Origin of the sequence: Mesorhizobium sp. BR1-1-13 (assembly GCF_020165515.1) — a bacterium.
Taxonomy (GTDB): Bacteria; Pseudomonadota; Alphaproteobacteria; order Rhizobiales; family Rhizobiaceae; genus Mesorhizobium.
In genome coordinates this window covers 1-26,106 of record NZ_JAIUIH010000009.1, presented here as the reverse complement: position 1 = coordinate 26,106, position 26,106 = coordinate 1, and the positions used below count along the sequence as shown (strand labels likewise).

The window sequence follows — 26,106 nt, the reverse complement described above, 5'->3', positions numbered from 1 at the left end:
GAGCACCCATGGCAACCGACATCGAGCGGCTAGTCGTTCAGCTATCCGCTGACGTCACCAAATACCAGAGTGCTTTGAATAAAGCTATGGGTATTACGAATACGCAGACGAGAAATATCGAAAATCGTTTCAAGGATATGAACAAGAACATATCCTCGTCGTTTGCGACTGCGCTGCGGGGTACTACTGCCCTTGTAGGAGGCGGACTTGGCATTCGTGAAATCACGCAATACGCAGACGCATGGACCGAAGCGGGCAACAAAATTAGAGCCGCCGCGTCCTCCAATGGGGTGCAGACACGATCTCTGTCAGAGTTAGTAAAGGGGGCAAATGACGCGCGCACATCCCTTGCGGATTACACAGACCTTTACGCCAAGCTAATACGGTCGGCTTCAGGGGTCGCCAAATCAGAGCAGGAAATTGCCGACGTCACCAATGGCGTATCCAAGGCTTTTAAGGCTGGTGGGGCGTCTGCGGGGGAGCAGGCTGCTGGCATTCTTCAGCTTGGGCAGGCCCTTGGATCCGGAGTCTTGCAGGGCGACGAACTGAGATCGCTGCGTGAGAATGCTCCGATTATAGCCAAGGCCATTGCCAACGAGTACAAAGTGAGCGTTGCTGGCCTTAAGGCTCTAGGTGCTGCTGGCAAGTTGACATCCGACCGAGTTTTTAAGGCAATCCTTGAGGCGCTCCCGAGTATTCAAAAACAGTTTGCCGTTACGAATGCAACCATTGCGGACGGCTTCCTTAAAGTAAAAAACAACCTGACCGAATATATCGGGACGTTGGCGCAGACGTCAGGGCTGACGGTGGCGTTGAACACGATTCTTGGCGCTCTCGCGGGCAACATAGAATCGGTTGCTAACGCTGCTGCGGCAGCGGGAGTGGTGCTCGCCGCAACGTTCGGGCGCGGCGCTTTACTCGCGACTGTTGGTGCTCTTGCAAATCCTTTCGTCTTGCTCGCCGTGGCGATAGGCAGCGCTGCATATGCAGTCACCGAGTTGTGGGACAACGTTGTTCCACTTGAGGGAAGCCTTGCGTCTGTGGGCGACTACGCAACAGCGCTGTGGGATATCCTGAAGATCGGATCCAATGATGCAAAGGAAGCCGTTGTTGGTGCGTTCAATGCCATCGTAGACGGCATAAATGGCGCTCTGGCTGGCGTCGGAACTTCGATTGATGGCGTCATCGCGACCGTCAAGTCAGGTGTAAACGCCATCGTTGACACCTTCGTCCGTATGGCTGACGCCATCAAAGCAACGTTTGCACTGGTACCCGCAGCCGTTGGAGATGCAGTCGTAACCACTATGAATGCCATGATTGCCGGCGTGGAGGCCGGCATCAACAAGGTTATTCACGCCGTAAACAGCGCGGTTGATGCTATTAATGGCCTTAGCGGATTCGCTGGCATCGGCCCCATTAAGGGAATCGGCGACGTCGATCTTGGCGAAATTAAAAACAATTACGCAGGCGCCGGAACGGCTGCGGGACGCGCCTTTGATGACGCTTGGTCTCGCGAGGCAAAAGACTATGTAGGCGATGTAGGAAGCGCCATCGCTGGCGGTGTGACGGCGGCAACGGACGCTATTGTTGCTAAGGCAAACGAGATACACGCTGCCAGGATAGCTCTCCAGAAGGACGCAGACCTTTCGCCCGATGCGGGAGCAAAGCCAAGCAATGCCGGCTTCGGCGGTGGCGTCGGAAACACACCCGCAACCGGAAAGCACCACGCACCCAAAAAGACCGCAGATGATCGGTTTGCCGAGGACATTCAGTCTATAAAAGACCGGACGGCCGCCTTGAAAGAGGAGCAAGCCACCCTTGGATTGAGTTTCTACGAGCAACAAAAGCGCAAAGTCAGCCTCGATCTCGAGCAGGAAGCCCTGAAGCAAGTTCGCGAGGAAGCCCGCAAGAAGGGCGATGCGGACTGGCAAAATGCGCAGTTGTCGCCAACGCAAGTCAAGGCGATCGATCAAGTGTCCGACGCCTACGCGCGCCAGGCTGACGAACTGCGCAAGGCGCAGGAAATTCAAGACCTGCAGCGCGACGCGCTCAAAGGTGCGTTTGACGATCTGCGGTCGGCACTTGATGACGGAAAGCTCGATTGGCAGGACTTTGCCACGATCGCCGAAAACGCCTTGGACAAGATCATCGACAAGATCGAGAACGATCTAGTCGATGCAATATTGCAGGCCAACTCGGCGGGCGGTGGTGCGGGCGGCATAGGCAGCATCTTCAGTTCGATCTTTGGTGGTGGGTCGGGTTCGTTCCCGGCAGCTCCTGGCGGCACTGGCGGCCTGTATGCGGACGGTGGTTACACTGGGCCGGGAGGCAAGAAAAAGGTCGCTGGTCTCGTCCACAAGGGCGAGGTGGTGTTCAGTCAGGACGATGTGAGCCGCAATGGTGGCGTAGCTGCTGTCGAGGCTCTGCGCCGCGGAGGCTCAATTGCCGCTCCGTCGATGCCGCGTATTCAGGCTCCAGCCAATCAGAACTTCGCGCCAAGCGTGACCTTTGCGCCCGTCATCCAGATGCAGGGCGGCGGCAACGATACCGGCCAGCAAGTGACTGAAGCGCTCAAAAAGTTCGACAAGGACTTCACTCCGCGCGTCGTCAAGGCGCTGCGGGAAGCCAAGACACGCGGGATGGTGTGATGGAGGTGCGACGTGGCTACCATTGACCTTCCCGCCGTCAACTTTCAGGCATCGTATCCGCAGCTTGTGGATTCTGTTTCGGTCTCGCGCTCCGGCACGCGCGCTATGGCCTTTGTCGAGTATGCGGATGCGTACTGGACGATCGCCATGCGAACCGTGCCGCTACGCGCTTCGGACCGCCTCTTGGTCGAGGCGTTCAAGGATGCCTGTAGGGGCGGCCTGCAAACGGTGCTCTACACGCCGAAGCACATGTGCATACCACGGGCCTACTGGGGTGATGCCGACAACTCAGCACTGGCGAACAACGGCAATCTGGTTTCGATTACAGGCAACAGCCTGGTAATCAACAGCGTCGACAATGGCCTCACTCTCGGCGCAGGCGACCTGATCTCGGCCACGACTGGCGAGTACAATGCGTTGTTCCGCATACAGACTGGCGGCGTTGCATCTGGCAACAGCATCACGGTTACGGTTGAGCCGACCGTTCCTGCGTACATCACGGCGGGTGCGGTTATCCGGTTCAAGAATCCGATTGCCAACATGCGCGTGATGCCGGGTTCGTTTGAAATCACGGACGAACTGATTCCCACCGCTAGCTTCACTTTGGTGGAGATTCCGAAGTGAGGGGCCGCATGCTTTCCGCCATCGACGCGAACCTTGGGACATTAACCGCCGGCATCCTGAGGGTGACGGATGGACGCCATGATTTTGGTAACTTGAGCGCACGCAGCCTCTTTTATGTACGTCTCTGTCGCCTGATTGGCTTTCTCAAAGTGGGTTCTGCCTGAAAGCGAGCGAACGGCGGCCTCTTCGAAGGCTCTGGCGCGCCGCCGAAACTCGGCAGGGTCAGTAGAGAAGCAAATTTCTCCGATCACGATCCTCAATAACTCAAGCAGCGCCAGGTTGCCGGCTACGTCATCGGCCCTGTCTTTGTCTGAATATTCCAACTTGGTCCCTCCGGATGTGGGAGCAGGCTAACCCATCACACGGAGAAGTCCATGACCTTCCCAACACGCCTGCAAGACGTGCTGGACGATGGCATTGCCGTCGTCCGCTCTGGTATCAAGATCGTTTGTACGACCGGCACCTATGGCTTTTGGAACGGTAAAGGCGACATCACTGTCGCCGGGCTGGTATACTGGCCCAACGCGCTTATTACCGTGTCTGAGCCTGTCTATGGCTTGGGCACGGCCGCGTCGACATTCACGGTCGAACTCATTGCAAAGCGTGATTCCGGCTTAACGCCCGATAAGCTTCTGCTTATCGAAAACGAAGGCTACAAGGACGCGCCGACAACTGTCTATGACTTCTATTTCGATCCGGACGATCACTCGTTCCTGCATGCGGAGCCTGGCGCTTACGGCTTCATCGATACGATCGACCACTCGCGCGAAGGTGGCGAGACGAAACTGATTGCCAATGTGCGCTCCGGCGCCATCGCCAACCACCGCGACGGCTACCGTACGGCCAGCCATGAGGACCAGCAGTTGGTCTCTGCCGGCGATATGTTTTTCCAGTACGCCAGCAAGGTGAAGCACGAGAGCTTCGACATCAAGTTCGACTGAGGAGAGACGAACCATGACATTCAATACGATGCGCAGTGGTGCTACGCTTCTTGTCAACGGTGCAGAAAACGCCTCAATCAGTTTTTTTGCTGATGCGGTTGTGGCGGACGACGTCCGGATTCATCTGAAGGACATCGATCAGCCCATCTTCGATCCGAGGAAAGAAGAGTTCGCGTCCTACGTTATCCGGGTTTCCCCCCCGCGTGGAGGGTAATGGCATCTGCTATTTTCAGCCATGCCGCCTTTCGGCAAGGCTAAGATAAAAAGAGCCTTCCCGAAAGCAAGACGTAGTCTTGGCTCTCCAGTCTCGCGGTCAATCTCAACTGCGACCGCATTGGGATAAAGGATTGCACCGCCTTCATGCTTGTCGTCGCCGCTCTTCGCGGCCTGTTGCTGCATCTGAGCCAGCATACGAGACATGAAGGCACTTGCGATATGAGCAGGTATATCTTCATGCTTGCCGCCGAGCTCGATACGGATGCCTCCGTTCGATAGCGGTTTTGAGTCGATCATAAATCCCTCCCTTTTAATCCGCCGCCACTCAACATGAGTACCGGCTGAGGGTCAACCAGGACATCGCTATGCTTACCTTAACCCGGTTGCCCGACTGGGACCGTCGCCTTGCGCGCGTGGTCAACCAGCACAGCAGAACGCCTGGCGAGTGGGGCGTGTCGGATTGTCTGCTTACCGTCATGGATGCCGTTGCGACCATCACCGGCATCGATCCTGCCGAAGACATCCGCGGCACATACAAAACAGAGATAGGCGCCGCACGGATACTGCGCAAGCGCGGCTTTGCCGACGTCGAGCAGGCGCTGGCGAGCTTATTCCCGCCCGTTGCAACGCTTAGGGCGCAGCGCGGCGATGTCGGCGTTGTGGAGCGCAACGGCGCCTTGTCGTGCGGCTTTGTCTGCGACCGCGGCTTTGCCGTGAAGGGAGAGCGCGGGCTGTCCTTCGTCCCACAAACAGAGATTAAGTCAGCATTCAAGGTGGGCTAGCTTATGGGTTTTCTAGTCCCGCTATTCTCGACCGTCCTTGGGGCGGTCGGGCTCGGTGGCGTTGCGTCCTGGCTTGGCGGATCGACCATTCTTGCTGGTCTTGCGCGGTTCGGCCTCGGCCTTGCTGCCAAGTACCTTATCGGCAGCCTCATTCCGCAGCCCAAGGCACAAGCGCAGACTTCGCAGCTTGACACGACCTACGGTGAGGATCTTGCGCGTTCCGTTGCGTTTGGCAAGGTCGGCACTGCCGGCCATCTAGTCTATCGTAACTCCTACGGTTCCGGCAATCGCTCTGTGCAGGATGTCTACATCCTGTCGAACTTCCAAATCACTGGGGTAACGCGCGTTCGCTACAAGGGCGAATGGAAGACGCTTGGCGGCACAGAGGACGCCACGAAGGGCTTCCGCATCGAGAGCATTGACGCCGAGGTTTGGGTCAAGCTCTACACCGGGACAATGACGCAGACGGCGGATGCCGGTCTGATCTCCAAGGCAAACCCGACAGGCCGCTGGACGACAGACCACCGCGGCGCGGGCATCGCCTATGCCATCGTTACTTCATTCCTTGACCGCGAAAAACTTCAGCAGCCATGGGAAGCCTTTTTCGAGATTGAGGCGGCTCCGCTTTATGACTGGCGCCTCGATAGCACTGTGGGTGGGTCTGGCTCGCATCGCTGGGCAGATCAGACAACATGGGAGTTCTCAGAAAACCCAATTCTGATGGCCTATGCGCTCGAGCGCGGCATCTTCAATGGCACCGAAATGATGGTCGGCAAAGGCGTTCCAGCGTCTCGCCTGCCACTGGCGCAGTGGACCATTGCTGCCAACATCTGCGATGAGTTTGTCGGGGACGGCACTCGCTACTCCGCTGGTATCATTGCTGCGGCTGGATCGGGCATCACGCACGACCAGAACATGCAGCCTTTGCTTGAGGCTTGCGCGTCGACGTGGGTTGAAGACGCCACCGGAGAGTACCCGATTGTCGGGGCGGCCCAGTCTACCGTCCTGACGTTCACTGACGACGATATTATGGTCGATGAGCCGTTTCGGTTCTCGGTCAAGCGCACCAAATCCGAACTGATCAATACGCTTGCCGGCACATACTTCGAGCCAGACAACTTTTATGAACAGACGCCATTCGCGGTTCGCATCGACGCGGCCGCACTGGCCGAGGATGGAGAGCGTCTAGCCGTCTCGATTCCATACGATGCTGTGAACAGATCCGACGTTGCCGATCGTTTGGCCGATATCGCGTTCAAGGCCAGCCGCTACCAAGGCAACGCAGAAATCTGCATCCATCCGAAATTCCTTGCCGATTCGCAGGTTGGTAGATGGGTTGAGTGGGACTCTGCTGACTACGGAACGCGCACTTTCCAAATCGCGGAAAAGCGTCTTGGCCCATTTGGTGAGAAAGCCTGCCGTAACGTCTATCTGACTTTACAGGAGGTCAGCGAGGCCATCTTTGACGGCACGGCATATGTGACCGTGCCCGTCGTTCCCGTCGACCCTGGCGCTCCCGACTACGCCTCTACGGCAGCGAATTTCCTGGCTGCTGGAATTCAGATTCAAGCGGCGGGAAGCACCGAACGCATACCTGCAATTAGGTTTACATGGGACGCGTTTGATGACGTGACAGTCGCTTCCGTTGAGGTCGAGTATAGACCGCTCGGCCAAACGGACAGCATCGTCAATCACGCAGACATCCCGCTGCAAGTCCTTACCGTGTCGGATGGCGTACTGGCCGGCACCGAATTTGAGTACCGCTACAGGATTCTAACCAACCCGTTCCGCACGACGTTCTACACAGATTGGGATACCGTAACGACGCCACAGGCGGTTATTGCTGATATCTCAGTCGGATTGGCACAGATCCAAGAAGACATGCGCAACTTCTACATGTCTCTTAGCGCCGGCCTACAGGACACAAGAGACAGGCTCGCTCAACTTGCCGCATCCGCGGTCGACGCCTCCGGGCGTGTGGCGGAGGATAACTCTGTTGCGGTAAGGTTCCGTAATGCTACCGCAGCAGCGCAGCAGACGCTTGAGTCGTCAATCACCGAAATAAACGGTGAACTCGTCGCAATAGCGGCCGCAACTACTGCGGTGGAGGCTTCTGTCGGGCTAATCTCTGCGGATGGTCTGTTCCAGCTTATAGTTCAGGCCGGAAGCGGTGATGTCACCTCAAGGCTGGTGGCTCAAGTTAGGGCGACCATCGGTGACGCATGGGCCGATGCCGGGTACGTCATGGAGGCTGGGTTCACAGGCGGTAACCCGCTTGCGCCGTTCTCTCGTTTCGTCATTAAGGCCGACCAATTCATTGTAACGGACGGAACTAGCACAGGCTCTCCGCTGACGTTTGAATCGGGTGCACTCAAGTCACTCGTGTCGAACCTTGGCACGGTTACTGCTGGCGTCCTTCAGTCACCGGATGGGCTGGTCGAGTTCGATCTTGTCAATAAAAAATTGGTGTTCAGCGAATGACGACCGACCGAATCCTGCTCAACGGAGACAGATTGCTTATTACGAAGCCCGGCGTTGACGCGTCGGGCTCACCTGCCGATGCTGACAAGATATTCGATAGCGATTGGGCGTTTGGCGGGGCAATTATCAAGTCAGGGTTTTATGAGGGATTATATGAAGGTGTCGGCGGTGCAGTTGGCAATCATGCGATCAACTTCCCCGCTACACTCGACTATATACCGAGCGTTTTGATCTTCGATGCTCTGCCTACAGGCGCTTACGTTGGCGGACATCTGTCCGATGGTTTGACAATATTCGGCCCTTATCTGGTTCGATACAATCCCATAACTGATCCGAATGACAAGCGCTATCAATTCGCAACAGTTACGACAAGCCAGATATTAATTCCATATCTGCCGCGTGTTGGAATCGGGTTTAACACAATTACGACTGGCAACTATAATTATACGTATGACTCTGCTGGCAGTGGAACACGCTTTAGGGCCTTCGCCTATTGCATATTCGCGGTGTAATTAATGTCTAGAGTGCATCTTGGGCTTAAGAACGGACGCATGGGTTTGTGGACTTCTCCGACAGGAGTAGACGCCTCCGGCGAGACTGGGCGTATGACCCTGAACAGCGATTACGACCATTTGAAAATCCATCAGAGCGGGCAAATAACCGCTAGCGGCGCAGCCGGCGGCCCTGGCGGTACTTATCAGTATGCTGCTATAACCATTACATTTCCCGATTTGGGTTTCTATCCATTGACCTTCGTCGGAAGTTCCCCAAGCACGCAAAGGGGCTTGTTGTTTCCTGCGGGTTTTTCAAACGGCGCAGGCATATGGGGCGGATCTGGCACTGATGTTTTCACGTATATTGGATACACTACTAAAACTGATCGAATAGAAATTGATGTCTTTTTTACCTTCTATCCAAGCCTGACGCTTACCTATTTCGTATTTAAGAATAGCCTACACTCATGACTGATAGGATCTTTCTAGGCTACGCAGGCGGAAATCCGATCTTCAGACTAGCCAGACCCGGCAAGGATATATCAAGCTCAGACATCGCGGACATCGTGTTGAGAGAGGATAGCCTGACGTTTCGGCCGTCCTTGTCTGGAACCAAAATCTTCTCCGGGAATGGTTCTCAGTCCGTAACGCTGTCAGGGTTCACTGCCCCTCCGTATGTCATGCTTAAGTCAAACGATTCATTTCCTCCGCACTTTTTTGATTATTACGCAAAGCTCAACGATGCCTTTACGTCGTTGAGTATCGTCAACGTGCGCAACATCGCCCGCACCATCACGTACTACGTGTTTCAGAACACGATGTAGCGACTCCTCCCCACAAGGACTACCAATGACCATCTATTCAACCGGCACGGTTTCCGTGACGAATGGCAGCGCTGTGGTTACGGGCAGCGGTACCGCATGGGCTGTGGCGCTTATTGCAGGCGGCATGTTTTCTAGCGCTGGCGTGTCAATCCCGATCTTGTCGGTAGCGAGCGACACCTCTCTTACGCTTGCTTACGCATGGTCGGGTACAACGGCCGTTGGCGCATCTTATGCTATCGCGCGTGAGAACTCGGAGGCGGCCAGTGTCGTTGATCTTAACGACAGACTGGCGCGCATCCTAGTCACGCTCAGCCTAGCGGGCATCCATCCGGACTTGTCGGGCACGATTGCAGAGCGCGACGCGCTTACGATCGGCTTGGCGGACAAGGGGTTTCTCTTCCTTTATGCGGAACTCGGCTTCGATCTTGCATTCTATCGTTGGAGCGGAACCGCTTGGGAGGGGCCGTTTGATGTTAAGGGCGAAGTCGGCAGTACCGGCCCGCAGGGGGCGTCAGGTTCAGACGGGGATATTACGTGGGCAGGCGATTGGACCACAGGCACGGCCTATACGACTAACCAGGCCGTTCAGGAAGGTGGGTCGACTTATGTCTGCGTTGAGGACCATACGTCAGGCACTTTTGCGACGGATCTAGCGGCGGGCAAGTGGGAACTTGTAGCTGCCAGCGGTGATGCCGCAACCATTACGGTGGGCAGTGTAACCACGCTAGCGGCCGGCGAGGCGGCAACAGTAGCCAACGTCGGAACGGCCGGAGCAGCCGTATTTGACTTCGGCATCCCGGAGGGCGCGCCAGGTGATATGGCTGGTCCGGCTAGTTCTGTCGATGGCAACATTGCGCTTTTCGATGGAACCACGGGGGCGATTCTTAAGGATGGCGGAATCGCCATTGTTGATGAAGACAACATGGCGTCCGACAGCGCCACCAAAGTCCCGACACAGCAGAGCGTTAAGGCATATGCCGATGCCATATCGGTGCTGCGTTCATCGGCTGCCAATATTTCCTTTCTCCAGGCGGGGACAGGCGCTATTGCGACAACCGCCGAAGCCAAACTTCGCGGTTGGGTATCCATCCTTGACTTTGGTGCGGTCGGCGACGGTCTTCTTGCCAGCGCGTCAGCCAATGCCACGGCGCTGACCAATGCGCTGGCGACAGGCAAGAAGGTCTGGATCCCGTACACATCCGCTGGCTACCACTTCGGCACCAACACGATCACTCTCGGGACGGGGCGAATCATTGAAGGTGAAAATAACGTCACGCTCTACACCACAAACACGACAATGTTCTTTTCCTGCACCGGGTTCAATTCTGAATGGGGTGTTTCCGGCGTCACGATTGACGCGGCAGGCTGCGGGTCATCCAGCACGGTTTTCCGTTTCCGCACAGCATCAGGCGTTGTCTATCGAGGTCGATTTGACCGCATCACCGTAGTTAACGCCTACGAAGTGTTTGGGGACGAGGTAACGGCTTCAAACTACTCGGTGGACATTCGCGTCACCAATCTTGCCATCCGCCTGCCTCTGGGGCGTTCGATCTATCTGCGCCACACGCGCGGGTTCATGTACTTCGAAAACATCCAACATGATCTAACCGGCACGTCACGCGCGATCACATGGGAATGTGGCCGCTTTGAAGACGCGATAGGCTTGGAAATCACCAGATGGGACGTGAGCGGCGGGCCAACGATCACCACGTCTCCTGTGACAATCAGCATTGCCTCTCCAGGCGTCGTTACGTGGACCGGCCACAACCTAGTTGCCGGCGACGCAATCCGCCTCACCACGACCGGCGCACTGCCAACCGGGTTGGCGGTTGCCACCACCTATTTCGTCAAGACGGTGCTGGGCGCCAACACCTTCACTGTGTCCGCGACAAGCGGTGGCGCAGCCATCAATACGACAGGAACGCAGTCCGGCACGCACACAGCAACCAGAGCAGCGGTATATCAATCCGGTGCTTACGGTCTCGTTATCTCATCTGCAATTTCAGTCTGGCTGAACCGTGTTGAGATAGACAGCACATGGGGCAATGGCTATCTCCTGTCCTCCATAAGGTTCCTGCGCGGCAATCAGGTGTCGGCCTTCAGCAACCTAGGACACCAGATTATTGCATCAGCAATCACCGAGAGTGCGCTGTCCGACATCACCATCTCCGGTGCGGCGGGAGTTATCGGGGACGGCGGCGGTACTGGGCTGTCACTCGACGGCGCGACATCGAATGTCGCCATCACGAACCTCAATGTAAATAACTGCACCGCTGTTGCCCTGAACCTCAACGGCGTGCAGAAAGTAGCCGTCTGCAACTACAACAGCTACAGCAATACATCATATGCCCTAGCTCTGCTTGGCACGACAGATCTTTGCTCGGTCATCGGCGGGGCATGGTCGAGCAATGGCGGAACTATCTTGGATAGCGCGTCTGGGACAAAGAACCGCGTCCAGAACATAGCTGGGTACAACCCTGTTGGCGCGGTAGGCTTGACGCCCACCGCTTCACCTTGGACCTACACGGCTGGCAGATCACCAGAAACGCTGTATGTCGCGGCTTCGACAAGCATTTCGCAGGTGACACAGGGCGGCGTCAGTATTTTGCCTCAGGCTACAGGCGCAAACGGCAATTTCGCCATCCACCTAGGGCCGAATGACGTTGCGGTTGTTACTTACACCGGCACACTGGTGGCAAAGAAAATGGTGCATTAGTCAAGGAATGAAGTTATAGGAGGCCCACCAAGGGGGCCTCCTGCATATGCATCAAGAGAGAATTGCGTTCGCGAACACTCTACGTGGCATTGCCGCTATTTGCGTCTTGATCTCCCATTATACCGGGGTCTTCTGGTCGTCACATGACGCTGTCGCAGGGTTGATCCATGCCCCAGCGCTTTCGGACCGGTTTGCGTTTCCGACCTATCTGCGATGGCTGCATATGACGGTACCGCAATTTAATTGGGGGGCCTTTGGTGTAGCTCTCTTCTTCCTGATCAGTGGGTTTGTCATCCCTTTTTCGCTTCGCAACACGACGTGGCCGGCCTTTCTGGTCGGGCGCTTTTTCAGGATCGTTCCGCTCTATATTTGCGGATTTTCGATTTCGCTTTTGGCCATTTGGCTGGTCGGTCGGTATTTCGACGTCTCTTGGCCCTTTGAGGCCAGGGAGGTTGCTGTCCACTATCTGCCAGGGCTTCGTGACTTGCTCTGGTCGAGGAACATAGACGGGATCATCTGGACGTTGGAAATCGAGATGAAGTTCTATGTGATCTGCGCACTTGCCATAGTGTGGTTCCGGCGGCAAGCGCTCGCGGTGTTTGCGGTTCCTGTGGTCATCGCCGCTGTGGGAGTTTTAGCCTCCAAGAACGTGGACGGATGGGCGGCCGACGCGCCTACTATCTACACACTAGGCTTGGCGGCGCGGCAATCTGCCCCCTATCTGGTCTTCATGTTCATCGGCGTGGCGTTCAATTTCCTGCACTTCAACAGACTAAGAGCGGAAGCGGCCATTTTCGTTGCCTCTGGACTGTTCTTCCTGTTCTCGATCGTTCTGGTCTCATCGATGCCTGAGCAGGCCATGCTGTGGACCTATGGCTTTGCGTTCGTGGTTTTCGCTTTTGCTGCAAGTTTCCCTGACCTGTTCCGCTCAACCAGGATTGGCAACTTTTTCGCCAACATCAGCTATCCCCTTTACGTGGTGCATGGGGTAGCCGGATATGTTGCCCTGCGTGTGCTTCTGGATATGGGCGTCAAGGCATGGCTAAGCCTGATCATCGTTACGTTGGGGGCGGTTGGGATGTCATGGATTTTGCATGTGTTGATCGAGATGCCAAGCCACGCCTTTGGCAAGAGGCTTGCGCAACAACTGCCTAAGCCGGTCTTGATCAGGGTTCCCGTCGAGCCGATCAGCGTCCCCGCCGAATAGCATCTTCCCACCATCGCAGTTCAAACAGGCCGCCTTTGAGCGGCCTTTTCTTTGCGTGCAAACATGACCCTCTCCGGCCGCCTCTCTCGCATGCTCAACCGCGCATTGGGCGGACATCAAGACCAAACCCTCTGCGCCCGCATCGCCGCTTGGCGGCCCGACTGCCTGTTTTGCCGCCTCATGGAGGCGGTCGAGCCGGACCATTGCGCCATTGAGTTGGCGCGCTGGGATCGCCGCGGCACCAGCATGGTTGGCCGCCTGCACTACGGGTAGCCACTAAAGGAATCCAAATGAACCTAGATTTTGGCTGCACTCGCCTGATTTTGGCGAAGTGCAACGCCGAAGGATTGCTTCGCAATCAGGCGGCATATGTGCTGGCTACGGCTTGGCACGAATCCGGCCACACTATGCAGCCCATCCATGAGCGCGGCGCGGTATCCTATTTCTACAAGTACGAACCAGGCACATCAATCGGCAGGCGGCTTGGCAACACGCAGAAGGGCGATGGCTATCTCTACCGCGGGCGCGGCTTTGTTCAGATAACCGGCCGACGCAATTATCAGTTCTCGAGCGGCAAGCTCGGCGCGGATTTTGTTGCCAATCCGGATATGGTTCTGGATCCTGCGCACGCCACGGACATCATCGTTCTCGGTATGCGGGAAGGCTGGTTCACCGGCAAGAAGCTTGCCGACTACATCACCCTTCAGGCATCGAACTTCGCTGGCGCCCGCCGCATCATCAACGGCACTGACCGTGCCGCTTTGATAGCCGGTTACGCCGCGCAGTACGACGCGGCTCTAAAGGCGGATGGCTATGGCGGCTGACCTTGTTCCCAAGAGTCGCACCTTCAGCAAGCGGCTAGTGATTGCCTGTGTGGCGCTAGCGTGGGTGGCGCTGTTCTATTCGATCTATGCGGCGCAAGCATCGGTTGCTGTTGCCGGCTTCTCATTCATCGCAACCATTGCGGCAGGATACATGGGCATCGGCCATATGGATCTGCGGCAACTGCTTACCGCCCTAAAGCAGGGGGCCGATTACGGCGCCGTGCCCGAGCCGCCACCTATCGAGATGAGGGATGCATGAAACTCTTAGACACCCTGACGGGCGGCTATGCGTCGCTCATCGTGTACGGGCTTGCCGCACTGGCTGTGGCTGCAGTTTTGGCGTGGACTTATCACTTGGGTAGTACCCACACAGCAGCCGTTTGGTCTCTGAAATACGACCAGCGTGAGGTTGCCATCCAAAAGGCAACCAACGCCGAGATAAGCCGCCAGGCGCAGGCCAATGCAATGGCCAAGGCCGCCGAGGCACAACGGCTAGCCGCACTCGAGGCCGAGAACGCCGCCCTAGAACAACTTATCAAGGAAAAATCAGATGAAGCGGACGCTGACCCTGATCGCGATCGCGTTTGCCTGTCTGGCGATGCAGGGTTGCGTATCGACTCGATCCATTAGCACGGCACTGCCGCCCGCCCTGGTGGAGCCCGCGCGCGAGACGGTTGCGGCATGTCTTGGGCCGGTGCGGTTGCCAAAGGGAGTCCTGACGCAGCGCAACGTCGAGCGGCTTTGGATTTCTGACCGGAAGGCGCTGATTATGTGCGCCAAGCGGCATGCGGCCCTGCGGGACTTCTACGCGCAGCGTGACGCCGAGTTGCGGGGCGTCAAGAAGTGATCCAAGAACGCGTAACCAACGGCATAGCCGCCGCAGCAACGACCAATGTCCTCTGGCTTCCATACATTCAGGACGGCGCCTCTCTGGCGCTTACCCTTCTCGGTATCGTCTGGCTTGCCGTTCAGATCTATTACAAAGTTTCCAAGGGCAAGTAGCCCTCCGCGTAGCCCCGTTGCCCTGACCGGCAGCGGGGCTTTTTTGCATTTAGGCGTTTACGCAATTTAGGTGTTGACAAATATTGCGTAAACGCCTAGTTTATTAATTGCAAGCAGGAATCGCATACCAACCGAACACAGGGGACTTCGAATGAATTTCTTTGGCACTCCGTCCGTTGAGGGCGCAATCGCGAGCATCGTCAAGGGCGTCAGCCGCTTGGAAAAGGCAATCGCACATCACAGCAATCGTGCTGCCGCCGAACTCGACAACAAGAAGTCGGCCGAAGCAGCCTATGCATCCGCCACCGCCGAAGTCAGCCGCGCAACGCGCATCAAGGCAAAACTGCAAGAACTCGTCGCGTAATTGCGACATGCGGCGTTCGGCGCCGCACCTCTTTTCACTCAACACAACCGGGAGACACCCACATGCGCAGACGCATTGCAGCAGCCCTTTTGCTCGCCGGTAGCATGCTAAGCGCATGCGCGGTGGATGGAGTTGTCACGAGTGGCATCCAATCGAGCGCCACTGTGGCGGGATCCTCCGTCAGGATCGAACTCGCGACGAGCCTCGGCTCCGGCGTCTACATAGGAAACGGCGTGATCATCACGGCTGCGCATGTGGTTGTGGATGCGGCTCGCCCCGCAGACGGCGGACTGCCGACCGTTCGCCTCATCAGCGACCAAGGCGACGTACAGGAAGGCGAAGTCCTTTGGCTCAACAAGGACTATGACATCGCCGCTGTGCGGCCGAAGAATGCGCGCCGCTTCACATCCGCGCCGCTTGCCTGTCGAGACGTTGTTGTCGGCGAGCAGTTGGTGGCGGAAGGCAACCCGGCTGGCGTCCAGTTCATTTCGATGCACGGCTATGTGTCGGGATCACCGCGCCCCTTCCTGCCGAATTGGAAGTCGGGTTTCGTCACCGACATGACGGTGATTTCCGGGATGAGCGGCGGCGGCATTTACGACGCTGGCGGCGACGTGATCGGCATCACGGTTGGCGCGTTCGATCCGCATGGGCAGCAAGGACAGACGGCGCAGGGCGGCATGGGGTTTGCGGTGCCGAGTAGTGTTGTCTGTTCGCTGCTGGGGAGGGGTGCGTGATGGGATGGCTGGCGATCATCGTCATAACGACGAACATTGGCGGCGTTCAGTACATGGAGCGCATTCCAGCTGCCACGCAGGCCGATTGCGAAATGGCCGTGACGCACTATGTCGACGGCTACAGCGCGGCACCAGCGAAGTACTATTACGAATGCGTCGACATTGGCTCGATTGTTAGGGGCGGCAAATGACCCTCACCAAGCGCCTCTTCATCGCAAATTTTGCCGGCGCCTGCCTTGTGGTTTGGGCTTGGTTCCTCGGCTACGTCGGCTTTGTCTACAGCCACGACATCAGCCGTATTAGCTACGTCATCACTGCGCTTTTTGCGGCAAGCATCGCCGCAATCTTCTTAGGTAAGACAAGCCACATCGAACGCGCAGAGGTGTGGCTTGTGACGCTTGGCCTTATCGGCAATGTAGTTGGATTCATCATCGCCCTACAGCACATCGACACCGGCTCGCTAGGCAGCGCAGAGGGCGTTCAGAAGGTTGCGGCTAGTCTGCTTGCCGGAATGGGCGTGGCGTTCTGTTCGACGCTTGTAGGCGCAGTTGCAGCACTGTGGATTAGCGTCAACGGGTGGGTTGTGGGAGCGGGCAAATGACCTGGCTCGCTGTGGCTTTAATCATTATGACGGTCGCGCTTACGTGGGGCCTCGCAAGGATTTTGCTGTTCCCGGAGCGGTACAAATGACCCCCATCCTCGTGCGCGACCTGCTCATGAACATGCTGTTGGGGCTTACCGCTCTGGTAGTGCTTGTTCTTGCGCAGATAAATCCTGTTGCCAAGGAGGCGGACAGCGCCAAGCCGCCAGGCCAGATGATGGTGTGCGCATCCTGGCTGGGCCACGACGATATCGACCTCTGGTTTCGGCCTGCCGGTCAGGAGAAGGCGACAGGATACTCGAATAAGAATGGCGGCGTGGCCGACCTGCTGCTGGATGACCTCGGCACGGAGAACATACCGCACGTCGAGTGCCAGTTCGCTAGCAGCCTGCCTGACGGCCAATGGGTTATCAACCTACACGGCTATTCTGTGCCAGACGACAAGGTGGCGGTTCACGTAATTGCCCGCATGGGCGCGGTAAAGCTTGTTGATACCACCTTGGATATTCGCGGCAAGCAGGAGCGAACCGTTGTGCAGTTCCGGTTGGCGGGCGGCAATGTGGTGCCGGATAGCGCGAACGGTGTTTTCGTTCCTTTGAGGAGTGCGGGGAAATGACCCAATTCGCATGGGCGGGCGTCGCCTTCGTGGCGTTCCTTATTCTGGCGGGTGGCTTTGCGGCTGCGGGGCTTTGGTACATGGGCGAAGTGGAGGAAGTGGGATGCTAATAATTCTCGTTGCGCCAATATGGGCGGCAATCTTGTCGCTGATGTACGTTTGGGGACTCGACCCACATGGGGCCGTTATGGAGACCGGATACGTTGTTGCCGGCATAACATCGTTCTTCGCGCTGGTCTTTTCGGGGGGCGCATGACCGCCGCAGTCCCCACCACCTGGCTCCTGCTCAGCCTAGCCCTCGCGGCCTACGCATGGTTTGCGTACCGCACGCCATACGTACTGCCCGCGCTCGCAGCCGCAGCCGCACTATGCATGTGGGTGCCCACCGGCACGCCGCGCTACACAGCGCCGCCGCAGGGGCACTACACGGTACTGGGCGCCAAGATTGTGGTCGACCAGTACATTGACGCGCTCTTGGACGACGGTACGCAGGCCATGCTGTACCGCCTGCCGTACAGCACTGCACAGGCTAACGCGCTGCAAGCCGCGATGGACGGCGGCAACGGCGTGCGCGCCGAAGTGGGTGAGGGTGGTGGCGTTGCTTATGACGGCGAGCCACCCGTGACGGGCGACGAGTCGAAGGCGCCGGAAGCGCCGTCTTTGAATGTTGGAGGGTGAGATGTGGAACTGGCTAAAGGATGTGCTTGGCATCAATCGGTATGTCGTCGCGTGGAATTTCACGTTTCCGAATGGCCATAAATACGTGAGCCGTGACGCGCGCACCAACACAAAGCGAGGTGCGCAGTACGTTGCCCGTGGGATGAATCGCGATTACGGCGCGGGCTCGCATTGGGTCGAGCGTGCCTAGCATCAAACCCGGCGACTACATCCGCCTACCACACTGGTCGCATTGCTGGCCTGTTGCCATGGTCACCAGCAAGAGGGTTTGGCTAGCCGACGCCGAAGGCGACACTTGGTCTTACGGCACCGCATTGAACTGGCAATTGGAGAGAGACGATGAGCGAGACAAAAGACAGAGGCGGTTGGATTGAATGGAACGGCGGCGAGTGTCCGGTGGACGGCATGGTCGAATTTCGATGCAGGGATGGCTACTCGGATACGGCAGACGCGTTGCAGTTGGCGACTAGCCAAGGCTGTGATTGGTGGAGCCATACTCAAGAGCGTGCGTCGTGGAATTGCACAGGCGATTGCCGGGACGACGACATCATCGCCTACCGCATCGCAGGAGCATAACCATTGCCCACACCTCCCACACCTAATGAAACGCTGCTTGCCACACACGCAGCGTACATCGCCAACGACAAGAACCAGAGCCGCACAGCGTCCGCGCTAGGCGTCAGCCGCGAGACCGTGCAGCGGCGCGTGCGGCAAGCAGCAGAGCGGGGGTTGGCGGGCACGGAGCCGGTTCTTGAGGGCTATGCCATCAAGTCTATCTCTAGCAAGCTTGCGGACGGAGCGTGGATCAAACAGGTAAAGGAACACGGCGAAGACTATGCCGTTCCAGAAGGCCACAGCGTCAAGGGCGAGTCTGCCCTGGTTGATGCGGAAGGCCGCGTCATTCAGAAATGGGTGAAGACGCGCAACGAGTACAGCGCCGCGGACGTGGCGGAAATCCTCCAGGCGGCATTCAAGGATTACACCTCGCCGCTGTCGCCAATCGACGCGCCTTCCGTTTCTGACGCCGATCTATTGACCCTTGTGCCGTGCAATGACTGGCACATCAACCTTTTGACGTGGGCGCGAGAGACCGGGATTAATTGGGATCTCGACATTGCCGAAGTCGTCATCGGTCGCGGCATTGAAGACGCTATCGATCGCAGCCCGCCATCCGGCATCGGTATTGTTCTTGGTGGCGGAGACCTCCTGCACGCCGACACGAACGAAGCCCGCACGTCGCGGTCGAACAACGTTCTCGATACTGACGGCCGACACCAGAAGGGCCTTGAGGTCGCTGGCCGCTTGATGGTGCGCACGATTGATGCTGCGCTCCGCAAGAATGGTCGCGTGATTGTTCGAATCCTACAGGGCAACCACGATGAGCAGACGTCTGTGGCGATCGGATATTTTCTGCTTGCCTGGTATCGCAGCGAGCCGCGTGTCTTCGTGGATGTCGATGCTTCGCTGTTCTTCTGGCATCGCTTCGGCAAAGTCATGCTTGGCGCAACGCACGGTCATACCGTGAAGCTCAAGGATATGGCGTCCATCATGGCTCACAGGCGGGCAGAGGATTGGGGCGCAACGAAGTTCCGGTATGTCCACGGGTTCCATATCCACCACCAGTCCAAATACGCCACAGAGGGCGGTGGCGTGATTATGGAATCGCATCAAGCGCCCATCCCGCAGGATGCCTGGCACTTCGGCGCTGGCTTCCTGTCGGGCCGATCCGTGCAGACGATCACGTACCACCGCGACTTCGGCGAAGTGTCGCGCGTGCGCGTGGCAATTCTCGATGCCGCGAATGACAACGAGCCAAGTGAGGTGCGCAATGTCGCTTAATTTGGACTCCGTCGCGCGCCGCTACGTCGAGCACGACACGCTGCCGCAGGAGACGTTTGGGATTCTGGAGGTTGGTCTTGATCTCGGCGCACCGGAAGGTGACAGGATCGCATATTGGTCGCCTCCCGCCAACGACAACTTGCGCCAGGTTGCGCCTACGGCGGCAACGGAGCGCAAGCGGGATTGGAACGAAGGTCTGCCTCGCCGCGGCGACTTCATGCAGACCTACTCGGCCCGCCAGTTTTGGCCGCTGGATGCGAGGCCAGAGGAAGTTCATATCGAGGACATCGCGCATTCGCTTTCCTTGCAGTGCCGGTACGCTGGCCACTGCAAGCGGTTCTATAGCGTAGCCGAACATTCGGTACTGATCGCCAACTGGATCTGGTGGCACGGCTCTGCATCCGACGCGCTGTGCGGCCTGCTGCACGATGCGACCGAGGCGTACCTTGTCGACATGCCGCGTCCCGTAAAACGCAGCATGCACGAATACCGACTGCATGAGGCTGCGCTGTGGAGGGTGATCGCCGGGCGCTACGGCTTGCCGGAAGTCATGCCAGCCATCGTGCACGAGGCTGACAACCGCATCATCGCGGACGAGCTTGTCAACATGGCGCCTATGGCCTGGCACACCAAGCACGACGATCCCTTGGACGTCGAACTGCAATTCTGGACACCAGAGCAGGCCGAGGCGGCTTTTCTTGAGACGTTTGTACGGCTGAAAGAAAGGGTGGCGGGGGCGAAAAAGCAGTGGAGCAAGCGCGGCAATTTGTGGCGCCATCAAGTCGCCATGGCTAAGGCTGCCAGTGGCCTGGATTTACGTGGCATTGGCATTGGTGGTCTTCGGCGTCCTGTTTGTAGCCGCCATGGTTGTTGGGGCCTGCGTAGGTGTGCGGGAAGCATTCAGCGACTACCGCGATGAGCTAAACGGCCTTGGTCGCGACATGTGGCGAGCCGCCACGACGTGGAGGACGGCATGAACACCTTCTATGTCGGTCAGCAGGTCGTCTGCATTGACGACAAGTTCGATCGCGTGACCATCCCGCAGGGCGTCGCGGAAGGCCAAGTCTACACACTTAGGTGGGTCGGACCATTCACGTCCTACGCTGACGGCGAATTCATCGGCGTTCGCCTTGAAGGAGTGGAGCGCGGCGTGTGTCCGACCTACGGAACGGATGACCCGCCGTTTCATTCGCGCCGCTTTCGGCCGCTGGTCAAGGATCCGCTGGCGATCTTCAGGCGCATCGCCTTGGATCCGGATTACCGCATTGACGCACCAGAAGGTCCGCTGCATCCGGACGGGCCGTTGCCGGAAGAAAGAAAGGTTAAGGAGGAGGTGGAGTGATGCGAGGAATTTGGTTTGGGTTGACGACCGCTTCGTTCGTGGCCGCCACGTACATTAATGCGGGGTCGACATCCGCTCTTGCCGTCTTCGGAGTCGCTTGCGCCTTCGGGCTACTCTACGAGGTAGTCAACTCATGACCGCCCTAGCTTTCGACCCATGGGGCGGCCACGAGCTTGCCGCCAACGACAATCGGCCTGGCCGTCCTCTGCTAATGGGGCTGACTGGCAAGCGCAACGTAGGCAAAAGCACAGTCGCCAAGCTGCTCAAGGACGAGTTTGGCTTCGTGCCGGTCCATGCTTTTGCGTCTGGCAAGGAGGCTGCGCGTGAATGGTTTATTGCTATCGGCATTGATGCAGAGACGGCATGGGAAATGGTTTATGGCGACCTGAAGGACGAGCCTAGCGACGACTTGCCGGGAGGCGTGGCGCCGCGGTTCTTCCTTGAGAAGTTTGGCCACTTCATGGGCGCGACGATGGGTGTGGCCTGGACCTTAGGCCTCGAGATTGCAATCGTGCGCAAGCGCAACCCGCGCGCGGCCATCGTCGTGGAGTCGCTCGTATACGAGGCCGGCTGGTTTAAGGCGCAGGGCGGGCGTGTGGTGCGTTTGGAGCGTCCGGAGCACAATGGACCGGCCGGAGTGGAAAGCGACGCCGTGCAGGCGCTTGTGGCGGCCGACGCTACCATTTCGGCGCGCACGGTGGAAGACTTGGAGCGGCAAGCCAGGACGATGGTGCAGCAGATGGTTGGCGGACATTAGCGCAGCCGCAGAAAAGACTTCACTATTCCCCGACACTAGGTGTACAAAGCATTCGTCAACAGGCAGGGAAATGGCTCAATGAAACATCTGATACGGATAATTGTATGCATGTCTTTCTTGGCTACACCGTTCGGCGCAGCATACGCCAGTTGCGGATATAAGAGCGACGGACAATATCATTGCGGTGAAAACTGCGGATACAAAAGCGACGGCGAGTATCACTGCGAATAGGCAGTCGCTAGAATGACGTGCATCTGACATGCGCCACAGTAGCCCGCCCTCGCAAGAAGGCGGGCTTTTATGCGTTAGATGGTTTTGACAAAAACAACCTGGCTGTTGTCGTCTAAAACTTCTGCGGCGGTTACGCCAAGACTGTTCACCCTGATTGTGAAATAGTCGTTGACGTGCTTCTTAGCCGCCTCCACATCGTTGAATGGCACCTTAGTTGGATCGCCAGTCTTCATGTACCAAACGACAGCCGCGGCCATTAGACCACACCAGCCTTCCGCGCGGCCTTGGACGGCACATACTCGCCAGTCTTCGGATCCTTGCGCCTCCTAAAGCGCTTCTCACCGGCTGGCGCCTTGCGTGGTGCCCTCGGCACTAAGCTCTCCGCGGTCGGTGCGCGCAGGATCATGCCGGGCGCGAACGTTCCATCCCCACGGCTAAAGCCCTGCGTGACGCGCTCTGGCAGCAGTCCGTGCTCGTGTAAGAACTTCACGCCGGCCACGATAGCCTCAACGTGGTCGGCCGCCTGAGACGCAATAGCCTCCATGGCGGCTACGTCGGCTTGCCGCTTCTTTTCGGCCTGCGCCATAGCAATTTCATCCGCAAGGCGTTGGAGCTCTGCGTCTGTTTTCGTCAATAGTTCTGGTCGGATTTTGTCGATAGTGGCGGCCATGCATCATACCCTCGTGGATGCATGGCCTATACGCTAGCGGCTGGCGGGCCGCAAGCGCTTACCGCTTAGTGCCAGGGCAAAGCCCTGCCATTGCCAGTAGGCATATCGTGCAGTCTTTTTCGCCCGGTACGACGTCCCTCAACGCGGATCCTTCGATGGTCTGATCTTTCCACGGTCCATGCTTGCTGTACGGCCTGACGCGGTACGCCTCCCCCTCGGGACGTTTGCATCTTGCCACCACGAGCGCGGGTAGGATGTACTCATTACCCGTTACGCACTGCCCTATACTGAACTTCCACCTCGCCACGATTGGTTCCGTAACGCGAGGCAATGTCATGTCGTTCATTTCCCAAACCCACTTTCTTTTAGTTTGACGGTCCCTTTCTTTTTTGGCGCAGAGCGCTCAATCCGCATCTCAATGCTTGGTCGACATGCCGTCGTGTCTCGCGGCAAGCCGGGAGTTCATAACTCGTTGGAAACGAGCCGGAGGCTTTTAGCCGAAGCCTGTACATAGCGCACCGCTCCCGGCCGAAGCCAGGTTGTGCGGTGCCGCCAGGCATGGCGCACGTTTCGGTGCTGTTGCACCTATTCCAATCCGGGTTATGAAGCCCGCAGGCACATTGTGATATTTGCTTAACGCAAGCAAGTGCTAATTGGTCCGACCAGAAGATTTTTCACTCAATGTTGCAGGCTGTACATGATGCGTGAGCATATGGTGAACGATTGCTTACGCTTTGCAGTCTGCTGTGCGTCAGCGAGGCAATTTGCCAGCGACGTAAACGCGATTGTGATGCCGGTTGCCGCACTTCGTGCATCTCGTTTGCTTGGTCGCGAACCGAACGTAAACTTCTCCCGACCGCCGCTGGAGGCGGGTGCGGTCAGTTGGCGCTTCATGGCCGCAGCATGCGCAGCGCACACCGAGTACCCACCACTCCGGTATGTCATCGAAGCGGATTTCCCAATAGGATTTGTTATAGACGATCTCTGTGAGTTCCATGTCGGGCATGGTAGCAGACCTAGGATGAAATTCCTAGTCCTTCGTGAGCTTTTCAACCGTGGCAATGATCGCCCTCGCCAACGCCTCCGCCTCATGGATCGGCTCTGGACCGTAAAGCCTAAGCACAGCTTCCTCGCTGGGAAGCACACCGGGCGGGCATGTTTGCTCGATTGCCATGCGGATGAGCGCGAGCGCCGCTCGGCAGTCGTTTACTTCCATTGTCGCCATAAACCAATCTCACATTAATTTTTGCTAAAATACCATGGAACAAAACAGCACCGCGCGGCTTGAGTCGCGCCGTTGGAGTTTGTGCATGCGTAAAGTTCCTGCCGGTAATCGGCTGAAGTTCATCCCTCCACAATTGCCGCGCCTGGTCGAAGAGCCGCCCGTCAGCGACGATTGGATCCACGAGATCAAATATGATGGCTACCGCACGCAGGTCATCATCGATTGGGACGGCGCCCGAGCTTACACCAAAACCGGGATTGATTGGACGTCCCGATACTGGCCCATTGTATCTGCTGCAGAAGCGCTCGGCGCTCGGTCAGCCATCATTGATGGTGAGGTCATCGCGCCAACCGCCAACGGCGCACCGGACTTTCATGCGCTGAGATCGGCAATGACGTGGAATGCCGAACGGCTGGCGTTCGTGGCGTTCGACCTGCTGCACCTTGACGGGCAGGACTTGCGCCCGCTTCCTGTGGTCGAGCGTCGCGCTATGCTTTGGGATTTGGTAAAGCCTGCCGATGGGGTTATCCAGTTCAGCCAGCATGTCGAGGGTGGCGGAGCAGAGTTCTATAAGGCGGTGGAAAAGATGGGCCTTGAGGGCATGGTCTCCAAGCGTCGCGGTGCGCCGTACCGTAGCGGCGCGTCGGACGCATGGCTGAAGATCAAGTGCTATGAGTTTTCGAAAATGGACCTGCTCGGCGTAAAGCGCGAGCCAGGCAAGCCGGCAATGGCGCTTATGGGACAGGGCGGCAAGTATGCAGGCTCGGCGTTCATCACCTTGCCAAAGGATATCCGCGAGCGACTTTGGAAGCGCGTACAAGCTGGCAGGGAGGCTCCTGTGGGCGTGCCGGTCACTGCGGGCGTGGAATGGCTGAAGCCTGGCATTAAGGCGCGCGTAAAGCACCTGCGCGGCGAGGCCAAGCTACGGCATGCCTCGGTGAAGGGGATTGTGGAGGATTAGGGGCGTTCGGGGGAGACGGGAATGTCGTCGCTGTCGTCTGACTGTGTGATAAGCGCATCGAACGCCGCTCTCCATATGGCGCGAATGTCGGTAATGTCTTCCACGTCTTCCGCCGCAGATACGGCCAAGTCCTGACCGCCACGAAGGCGCAGCAGTTCCACCACCGCACGCGCCGCGCCCATGTAGTTCGCCCACATAGCGTCCGTGCCGTGGCGCGCCTTGGCGATCGTGCGAGCTAGGGATTCTAGGGTCATTTCTTTGGCTTCTTGAGCAGGTGGTCGGCTTTGTCGATTTTCGCCTTTAGTTCCTTCATTTCGGCGCGCCCAGCCATTAGCGCCGTCTCGTCTTTGTATGCCCTGTGGTCAGCGCGCGCCTTTTTGAGTGCAAGGCGTTCATCGCGCATTTTGTCTGCGTCACGTTCAATGCGCTCGCACAGTTCAACATACTTTCTGCGGATCCAGTCAAACATCATTCCCCTCCTTTTCGCGCCAGCGCAAGCGCGGCGTCCGCCTGTTGCTCAACTGCGTGCGAAACATTGGCATGCCGTCGCATGGCCTTCAACGCAGCCACGAGCGCGTCGATGACATCTGCGGCGCGCCGTTCGCGCTCGGTTGGGATTATGGTATCGCGATATGCGACGCCGCTATCAGAACGCATCGCCACATAGTGATTTTTCCGCAAGTCGTCGGTTAGTTCGGTCACTTCTCCCCCTCCATCATCATTGCCACATCCGGCCCGTAGCGCTCTATGTAGGCGAGCAGGCGGGCGAGGGGTTGGCTAACTATTCCTGTCTTCTCAGCCTTATACCAACCGGCCCGCGTGACGCCTACCAGTTGCGCCATGGCGGCAACGGATAGGCCAAGCCTAGCGCGGTGGGCTGCTGGGGTCATGCGGCCTTCGCCCGTAACTCGCGCTCGCGCTTGGCCGCAAAGTTAGAAAACCCAAGGTGCAAAGTTGAAACCAGTTTGTGCAATGTGTCTGGATCCTCGCACATCTCAATCACGCAATGAAGTTCGGAGAGGATTCCCCGAACTTGGTTATCGTTGAAGCGCGATATCCAGAAATCATTATGCCGCACGTCGAACCACCTCTGCATCGTTGTTGGCGATGAGTTCGCGGACGATAGTCAGTTCGTCGCCCTTGGCAAAACCAGCCGCAATGAAGAGATACAGGTTGGAAAGCTTCGGGTCGTTTACGTTGGCCTTAGCTGCTTCGATTGCGCCCTGGTAAGTCATGTCAGTCATCTCCGTTTCGATGACCTATATATATGCCAACTCAGTTTACATGTCAACTCAGTTTACAAAGTTTTTGCGCCTTCCCCCCCCC

Annotated in this window: 37 protein-coding genes; 28 read left to right on the top strand and 9 right to left on the bottom strand. The window is 57.6% G+C overall.

Features of this window, described 5'->3' with window-relative positions:
- Window positions 1–8: 8 nt before the first annotated feature.
- Both LB533_RS20330 and LB533_RS20325 read left to right on the top strand, forming a co-directional pair.
- A complete protein-coding gene (locus LB533_RS20330; protein ID WP_224678079.1) occupies window positions 9–2,648 on the top strand; it encodes a tape measure protein in 2,640 nt (879 codons plus the stop codon).
- A gap of 12 nt (window positions 2,649–2,660) precedes the next feature.
- The gene (locus tag LB533_RS20325) at window positions 2,661–3,272 is read left to right on the top strand and encodes a hypothetical protein (RefSeq protein ID WP_224678078.1); all 612 of its coding nucleotides are present in this window, start codon (window positions 2,661–2,663) and stop codon (window positions 3,270–3,272) included.
- Between the two features lie 41 nt (window positions 3,273–3,313).
- On the opposite strand, the gene LB533_RS20320 is transcribed toward LB533_RS20325, so the two are convergent.
- Entirely contained in the window at window positions 3,314–3,595 is a 282-nt protein-coding gene (locus LB533_RS20320) for a hypothetical protein (RefSeq protein ID WP_224678077.1), read from the bottom strand.
- A 51-nt stretch (window positions 3,596–3,646) separates the two neighbouring features.
- On the opposite strand from LB533_RS20320, the gene LB533_RS20315 reads away from it, so the two are divergent.
- Window positions 3,647–4,213: a hypothetical protein gene (locus LB533_RS20315; protein ID WP_224678076.1), complete on the top strand. Its 567-nt coding sequence runs from the start codon at window positions 3,647–3,649 to the stop codon at window positions 4,211–4,213.
- A gap of 13 nt (window positions 4,214–4,226) precedes the next feature.
- Window positions 4,227–4,427, top strand: a complete 201-nt coding sequence (locus LB533_RS20310) for a hypothetical protein (RefSeq protein WP_224678075.1) — start codon at window positions 4,227–4,229, stop codon at window positions 4,425–4,427.
- Here LB533_RS20310 and LB533_RS20305 read toward each other — a convergent pair.
- Window positions 4,391–4,726, bottom strand: coding sequence for a hypothetical protein (locus LB533_RS20305; RefSeq protein WP_224678074.1), 336 nt, complete (start codon window positions 4,724–4,726; stop codon window positions 4,391–4,393). The genes LB533_RS20310 and LB533_RS20305 overlap by 37 nt on opposite strands.
- A gap of 68 nt (window positions 4,727–4,794) precedes the next feature.
- On the opposite strand from LB533_RS20305, the gene LB533_RS20300 reads away from it, so the two are divergent.
- The 23 genes from LB533_RS20300 to LB533_RS20190 all read left to right on the top strand — a co-directional run bounded on the left by LB533_RS20300 (window position 4,795) and on the right by LB533_RS20190 (window position 21,693).
- A complete protein-coding gene (locus tag LB533_RS20300; RefSeq protein WP_411970902.1) occupies window positions 4,795–5,211 on the top strand; it encodes a DUF6950 family protein in 417 nt (138 codons plus the stop codon).
- 3 nt (window positions 5,212–5,214) lie between these two features.
- Window positions 5,215–7,692, top strand: a complete 2,478-nt coding sequence (locus LB533_RS20295; protein WP_224678072.1) for a phage tail protein — start codon at window positions 5,215–5,217, stop codon at window positions 7,690–7,692.
- Window positions 7,689–8,204 carry a hypothetical protein gene (locus LB533_RS20290; protein WP_224678071.1) on the top strand — a complete coding sequence of 172 codons (516 nt, stop codon included), beginning with the start codon at window positions 7,689–7,691 and terminating at the stop codon, window positions 8,202–8,204. The genes LB533_RS20295 and LB533_RS20290 overlap by 4 nt, the downstream gene beginning before the upstream one ends.
- Before the next feature lie 93 nt (window positions 8,205–8,297).
- On the top strand, window positions 8,298–8,657 hold the full coding sequence (locus LB533_RS20285) for a hypothetical protein (protein ID WP_224678070.1): 360 nt from the start codon (window positions 8,298–8,300) through the stop codon (window positions 8,655–8,657).
- On the top strand, window positions 8,654–9,010 hold the full coding sequence (locus LB533_RS20280; RefSeq protein ID WP_224678069.1) for a hypothetical protein: 357 nt from the start codon (window positions 8,654–8,656) through the stop codon (window positions 9,008–9,010). The genes LB533_RS20285 and LB533_RS20280 overlap by 4 nt, the downstream gene beginning before the upstream one ends.
- 25 nt (window positions 9,011–9,035) lie before the next feature.
- Window positions 9,036–11,726: a hypothetical protein gene (locus tag LB533_RS20275; protein WP_224678068.1), complete on the top strand. Its 2,691-nt coding sequence runs from the start codon at window positions 9,036–9,038 to the stop codon at window positions 11,724–11,726.
- A 46-nt stretch (window positions 11,727–11,772) separates the two neighbouring features.
- Window positions 11,773–12,933, top strand: a complete 1,161-nt coding sequence (locus tag LB533_RS20270) for an acyltransferase family protein (protein ID WP_224678067.1) — start codon at window positions 11,773–11,775, stop codon at window positions 12,931–12,933.
- Between the two features lie 407 nt (window positions 12,934–13,340).
- Complete coding sequence (locus tag LB533_RS20265; RefSeq protein ID WP_224678066.1) at window positions 13,341–13,757, top strand: hypothetical protein; 417 nt, start codon at window positions 13,341–13,343, stop codon at window positions 13,755–13,757.
- The gene (locus LB533_RS20260; protein ID WP_224678065.1) at window positions 13,747–14,016 is read left to right on the top strand and encodes a hypothetical protein; all 270 of its coding nucleotides are present in this window, start codon (window positions 13,747–13,749) and stop codon (window positions 14,014–14,016) included. The genes LB533_RS20265 and LB533_RS20260 overlap by 11 nt, the downstream gene beginning before the upstream one ends.
- The gene (locus tag LB533_RS20255; RefSeq protein ID WP_224678064.1) at window positions 14,013–14,387 is read left to right on the top strand and encodes a hypothetical protein; all 375 of its coding nucleotides are present in this window, start codon (window positions 14,013–14,015) and stop codon (window positions 14,385–14,387) included. Before LB533_RS20260 ends, LB533_RS20255 begins: the two co-directional genes overlap by 4 nt.
- A complete protein-coding gene (locus LB533_RS20250) occupies window positions 14,308–14,604 on the top strand; it encodes a dehydrogenase (protein WP_224678063.1) in 297 nt (98 codons plus the stop codon). Before LB533_RS20255 ends, LB533_RS20250 begins: the two co-directional genes overlap by 80 nt.
- Entirely contained in the window at window positions 14,601–14,759 is a 159-nt protein-coding gene (locus LB533_RS20245; protein WP_224678062.1) for a hypothetical protein, read from the top strand. The genes LB533_RS20250 and LB533_RS20245 overlap by 4 nt, the downstream gene beginning before the upstream one ends.
- 151 nt (window positions 14,760–14,910) lie before the next feature.
- Window positions 14,911–15,123 carry a hypothetical protein gene (locus tag LB533_RS20240; protein ID WP_224678061.1) on the top strand — a complete coding sequence of 71 codons (213 nt, stop codon included), beginning with the start codon at window positions 14,911–14,913 and terminating at the stop codon, window positions 15,121–15,123.
- Window positions 15,124–15,185: 62 nt separating this feature from the next.
- The gene (locus LB533_RS20235) at window positions 15,186–15,860 is read left to right on the top strand and encodes a serine protease (protein WP_224678060.1); all 675 of its coding nucleotides are present in this window, start codon (window positions 15,186–15,188) and stop codon (window positions 15,858–15,860) included.
- Entirely contained in the window at window positions 15,857–16,051 is a 195-nt protein-coding gene (locus tag LB533_RS20230) for a hypothetical protein (protein WP_224678059.1), read from the top strand. Before LB533_RS20235 ends, LB533_RS20230 begins: the two co-directional genes overlap by 4 nt.
- Entirely contained in the window at window positions 16,048–16,461 is a 414-nt protein-coding gene (locus tag LB533_RS20225; protein ID WP_224678058.1) for a MotA/TolQ/ExbB proton channel family protein, read from the top strand. The genes LB533_RS20230 and LB533_RS20225 overlap by 4 nt, the downstream gene beginning before the upstream one ends.
- Window positions 16,462–16,546: 85 nt before the next feature.
- Complete coding sequence (locus LB533_RS20220) at window positions 16,547–17,077, top strand: hypothetical protein (protein ID WP_224678057.1); 531 nt, start codon at window positions 16,547–16,549, stop codon at window positions 17,075–17,077.
- A gap of 252 nt (window positions 17,078–17,329) precedes the next feature.
- Window positions 17,330–17,755 (top strand): hypothetical protein, encoded by a 426-nt coding sequence (locus tag LB533_RS20215; RefSeq protein ID WP_224678056.1) that lies wholly within the window; start codon window positions 17,330–17,332, stop codon window positions 17,753–17,755.
- 339 nt (window positions 17,756–18,094) lie between these two features.
- Complete coding sequence (locus LB533_RS20210; protein ID WP_224678055.1) at window positions 18,095–18,331, top strand: hypothetical protein; 237 nt, start codon at window positions 18,095–18,097, stop codon at window positions 18,329–18,331.
- Between the two features lie 3 nt (window positions 18,332–18,334).
- Window positions 18,335–19,594 (top strand): helix-turn-helix domain-containing protein, encoded by a 1,260-nt coding sequence (locus LB533_RS20205; RefSeq protein ID WP_224678054.1) that lies wholly within the window; start codon window positions 18,335–18,337, stop codon window positions 19,592–19,594.
- A complete protein-coding gene (locus LB533_RS20200) occupies window positions 19,584–20,513 on the top strand; it encodes a hypothetical protein (protein WP_224678053.1) in 930 nt (309 codons plus the stop codon). The genes LB533_RS20205 and LB533_RS20200 overlap by 11 nt, the downstream gene beginning before the upstream one ends.
- A gap of 54 nt (window positions 20,514–20,567) precedes the next feature.
- The gene (locus LB533_RS20195) at window positions 20,568–20,936 is read left to right on the top strand and encodes a CAP-Gly domain protein (protein WP_224678052.1); all 369 of its coding nucleotides are present in this window, start codon (window positions 20,568–20,570) and stop codon (window positions 20,934–20,936) included.
- 133 nt (window positions 20,937–21,069) lie between these two features.
- Window positions 21,070–21,693, top strand: a complete 624-nt coding sequence (locus tag LB533_RS20190) for a hypothetical protein (protein ID WP_224678051.1) — start codon at window positions 21,070–21,072, stop codon at window positions 21,691–21,693.
- A gap of 305 nt (window positions 21,694–21,998) precedes the next feature.
- On the opposite strand, the gene LB533_RS20185 is transcribed toward LB533_RS20190, so the two are convergent.
- Window positions 21,999–22,181 (bottom strand): hypothetical protein, encoded by a 183-nt coding sequence (locus LB533_RS20185; protein WP_224678050.1) that lies wholly within the window; start codon window positions 22,179–22,181, stop codon window positions 21,999–22,001.
- Window positions 22,181–22,594 carry a hypothetical protein gene (locus tag LB533_RS20180; protein ID WP_224678049.1) on the bottom strand — a complete coding sequence of 138 codons (414 nt, stop codon included), beginning with the start codon at window positions 22,592–22,594 and terminating at the stop codon, window positions 22,181–22,183. Before LB533_RS20180 ends, LB533_RS20185 begins: the two co-directional genes overlap by 1 nt.
- Window positions 22,595–23,904: 1,310 nt before the next feature.
- On the opposite strand from LB533_RS20180, the gene LB533_RS20175 reads away from it, so the two are divergent.
- Entirely contained in the window at window positions 23,905–24,780 is an 876-nt protein-coding gene (locus tag LB533_RS20175) for an RNA ligase family protein (RefSeq protein WP_224678048.1), read from the top strand.
- Here the strand turns inward: LB533_RS20175 and LB533_RS20170 are convergent.
- From LB533_RS20170 to LB533_RS20150, 5 genes are all read right to left on the bottom strand, one after another.
- Entirely contained in the window at window positions 24,777–25,034 is a 258-nt protein-coding gene (locus tag LB533_RS20170) for a hypothetical protein (RefSeq protein ID WP_224678047.1), read from the bottom strand. The genes LB533_RS20175 and LB533_RS20170 overlap by 4 nt on opposite strands.
- Window positions 25,031–25,249: a hypothetical protein gene (locus LB533_RS20165; protein WP_224678046.1), complete on the bottom strand. Its 219-nt coding sequence runs from the start codon at window positions 25,247–25,249 to the stop codon at window positions 25,031–25,033. The genes LB533_RS20170 and LB533_RS20165 overlap by 4 nt, the downstream gene beginning before the upstream one ends.
- A complete protein-coding gene (locus tag LB533_RS20160) occupies window positions 25,249–25,482 on the bottom strand; it encodes a hypothetical protein (RefSeq protein ID WP_224678045.1) in 234 nt (77 codons plus the stop codon). Before LB533_RS20160 ends, LB533_RS20165 begins: the two co-directional genes overlap by 1 nt.
- Window positions 25,479–25,670, bottom strand: a complete 192-nt coding sequence (locus LB533_RS30190; RefSeq protein ID WP_224678044.1) for a helix-turn-helix domain-containing protein — start codon at window positions 25,668–25,670, stop codon at window positions 25,479–25,481. Before LB533_RS30190 ends, LB533_RS20160 begins: the two co-directional genes overlap by 4 nt.
- Window positions 25,671–25,847: 177 nt before the next feature.
- Window positions 25,848–26,015 carry a hypothetical protein gene (locus LB533_RS20150; RefSeq protein WP_224678043.1) on the bottom strand — a complete coding sequence of 56 codons (168 nt, stop codon included), beginning with the start codon at window positions 26,013–26,015 and terminating at the stop codon, window positions 25,848–25,850.
- Window positions 26,016–26,106: the final 91 nt, after the last annotated feature.

What these genes read in the sequence shown, in the direction of transcription:
- LB533_RS20330 (WP_224678079.1), top strand. Translation starts at nt 9, where the DNA reads ATGGCAACCGACATCGAGCGGCTAGTCGTTCAGCTATCCGCTGACGTC.
- LB533_RS20315 (WP_224678076.1), top strand. Translation starts at nt 3,647, where the DNA reads ATGACCTTCCCAACACGCCTGCAAGACGTGCTGGACGATGGCATTGCC.
- LB533_RS20310 (WP_224678075.1), top strand. Translation starts at nt 4,227, where the DNA reads ATGACATTCAATACGATGCGCAGTGGTGCTACGCTTCTTGTCAACGGT.
- LB533_RS20305 (WP_224678074.1), bottom strand. Translation starts at nt 4,726, where the DNA reads ATGATCGACTCAAAACCGCTATCGAACGGAGGCATCCGTATCGAGCTC.
- LB533_RS20300 (WP_411970902.1), top strand. Translation starts at nt 4,795, where the DNA reads ATGCTTACCTTAACCCGGTTGCCCGACTGGGACCGTCGCCTTGCGCGC.
- LB533_RS20295 (WP_224678072.1), top strand. Translation starts at nt 5,215, where the DNA reads ATGGGTTTTCTAGTCCCGCTATTCTCGACCGTCCTTGGGGCGGTCGGG.
- LB533_RS20290 (WP_224678071.1), top strand. Translation starts at nt 7,689, where the DNA reads ATGACGACCGACCGAATCCTGCTCAACGGAGACAGATTGCTTATTACG.
- LB533_RS20285 (WP_224678070.1), top strand. Translation starts at nt 8,298, where the DNA reads ATGACCCTGAACAGCGATTACGACCATTTGAAAATCCATCAGAGCGGG.
- LB533_RS20280 (WP_224678069.1), top strand. Translation starts at nt 8,654, where the DNA reads ATGACTGATAGGATCTTTCTAGGCTACGCAGGCGGAAATCCGATCTTC.
- LB533_RS20275 (WP_224678068.1), top strand. Translation starts at nt 9,036, where the DNA reads ATGACCATCTATTCAACCGGCACGGTTTCCGTGACGAATGGCAGCGCT.
- LB533_RS20270 (WP_224678067.1), top strand. Translation starts at nt 11,773, where the DNA reads ATGCATCAAGAGAGAATTGCGTTCGCGAACACTCTACGTGGCATTGCC.
- LB533_RS20265 (WP_224678066.1), top strand. Translation starts at nt 13,341, where the DNA reads ATGCAGCCCATCCATGAGCGCGGCGCGGTATCCTATTTCTACAAGTAC.
- LB533_RS20260 (WP_224678065.1), top strand. Translation starts at nt 13,747, where the DNA reads ATGGCGGCTGACCTTGTTCCCAAGAGTCGCACCTTCAGCAAGCGGCTA.
- LB533_RS20255 (WP_224678064.1), top strand. Translation starts at nt 14,013, where the DNA reads ATGAAACTCTTAGACACCCTGACGGGCGGCTATGCGTCGCTCATCGTG.
- LB533_RS20250 (WP_224678063.1), top strand. Translation starts at nt 14,308, where the DNA reads ATGAAGCGGACGCTGACCCTGATCGCGATCGCGTTTGCCTGTCTGGCG.
- LB533_RS20240 (WP_224678061.1), top strand. Translation starts at nt 14,911, where the DNA reads ATGAATTTCTTTGGCACTCCGTCCGTTGAGGGCGCAATCGCGAGCATC.
- LB533_RS20235 (WP_224678060.1), top strand. Translation starts at nt 15,186, where the DNA reads ATGCGCAGACGCATTGCAGCAGCCCTTTTGCTCGCCGGTAGCATGCTA.
- LB533_RS20225 (WP_224678058.1), top strand. Translation starts at nt 16,048, where the DNA reads ATGACCCTCACCAAGCGCCTCTTCATCGCAAATTTTGCCGGCGCCTGC.
- LB533_RS20220 (WP_224678057.1), top strand. Translation starts at nt 16,547, where the DNA reads ATGACCCCCATCCTCGTGCGCGACCTGCTCATGAACATGCTGTTGGGG.
- LB533_RS20215 (WP_224678056.1), top strand. Translation starts at nt 17,330, where the DNA reads ATGACCGCCGCAGTCCCCACCACCTGGCTCCTGCTCAGCCTAGCCCTC.
- LB533_RS20210 (WP_224678055.1), top strand. Translation starts at nt 18,095, where the DNA reads ATGAGCGAGACAAAAGACAGAGGCGGTTGGATTGAATGGAACGGCGGC.
- LB533_RS20200 (WP_224678053.1), top strand. Translation starts at nt 19,584, where the DNA reads ATGTCGCTTAATTTGGACTCCGTCGCGCGCCGCTACGTCGAGCACGAC.
- LB533_RS20195 (WP_224678052.1), top strand. Translation starts at nt 20,568, where the DNA reads ATGAACACCTTCTATGTCGGTCAGCAGGTCGTCTGCATTGACGACAAG.
- LB533_RS20190 (WP_224678051.1), top strand. Translation starts at nt 21,070, where the DNA reads ATGACCGCCCTAGCTTTCGACCCATGGGGCGGCCACGAGCTTGCCGCC.
- LB533_RS20185 (WP_224678050.1), bottom strand. Translation starts at nt 22,181, where the DNA reads ATGGCCGCGGCTGTCGTTTGGTACATGAAGACTGGCGATCCAACTAAG.
- LB533_RS20180 (WP_224678049.1), bottom strand. Translation starts at nt 22,594, where the DNA reads ATGGCCGCCACTATCGACAAAATCCGACCAGAACTATTGACGAAAACA.
- LB533_RS20175 (WP_224678048.1), top strand. Translation starts at nt 23,905, where the DNA reads ATGCGTAAAGTTCCTGCCGGTAATCGGCTGAAGTTCATCCCTCCACAA.
- LB533_RS20170 (WP_224678047.1), bottom strand. Translation starts at nt 25,034, where the DNA reads ATGACCCTAGAATCCCTAGCTCGCACGATCGCCAAGGCGCGCCACGGC.
- LB533_RS20165 (WP_224678046.1), bottom strand. Translation starts at nt 25,249, where the DNA reads ATGTTTGACTGGATCCGCAGAAAGTATGTTGAACTGTGCGAGCGCATT.
- LB533_RS30190 (WP_224678044.1), bottom strand. Translation starts at nt 25,670, where the DNA reads ATGACCCCAGCAGCCCACCGCGCTAGGCTTGGCCTATCCGTTGCCGCC.
- LB533_RS20150 (WP_224678043.1), bottom strand. Translation starts at nt 26,015, where the DNA reads ATGACTTACCAGGGCGCAATCGAAGCAGCTAAGGCCAACGTAAACGAC.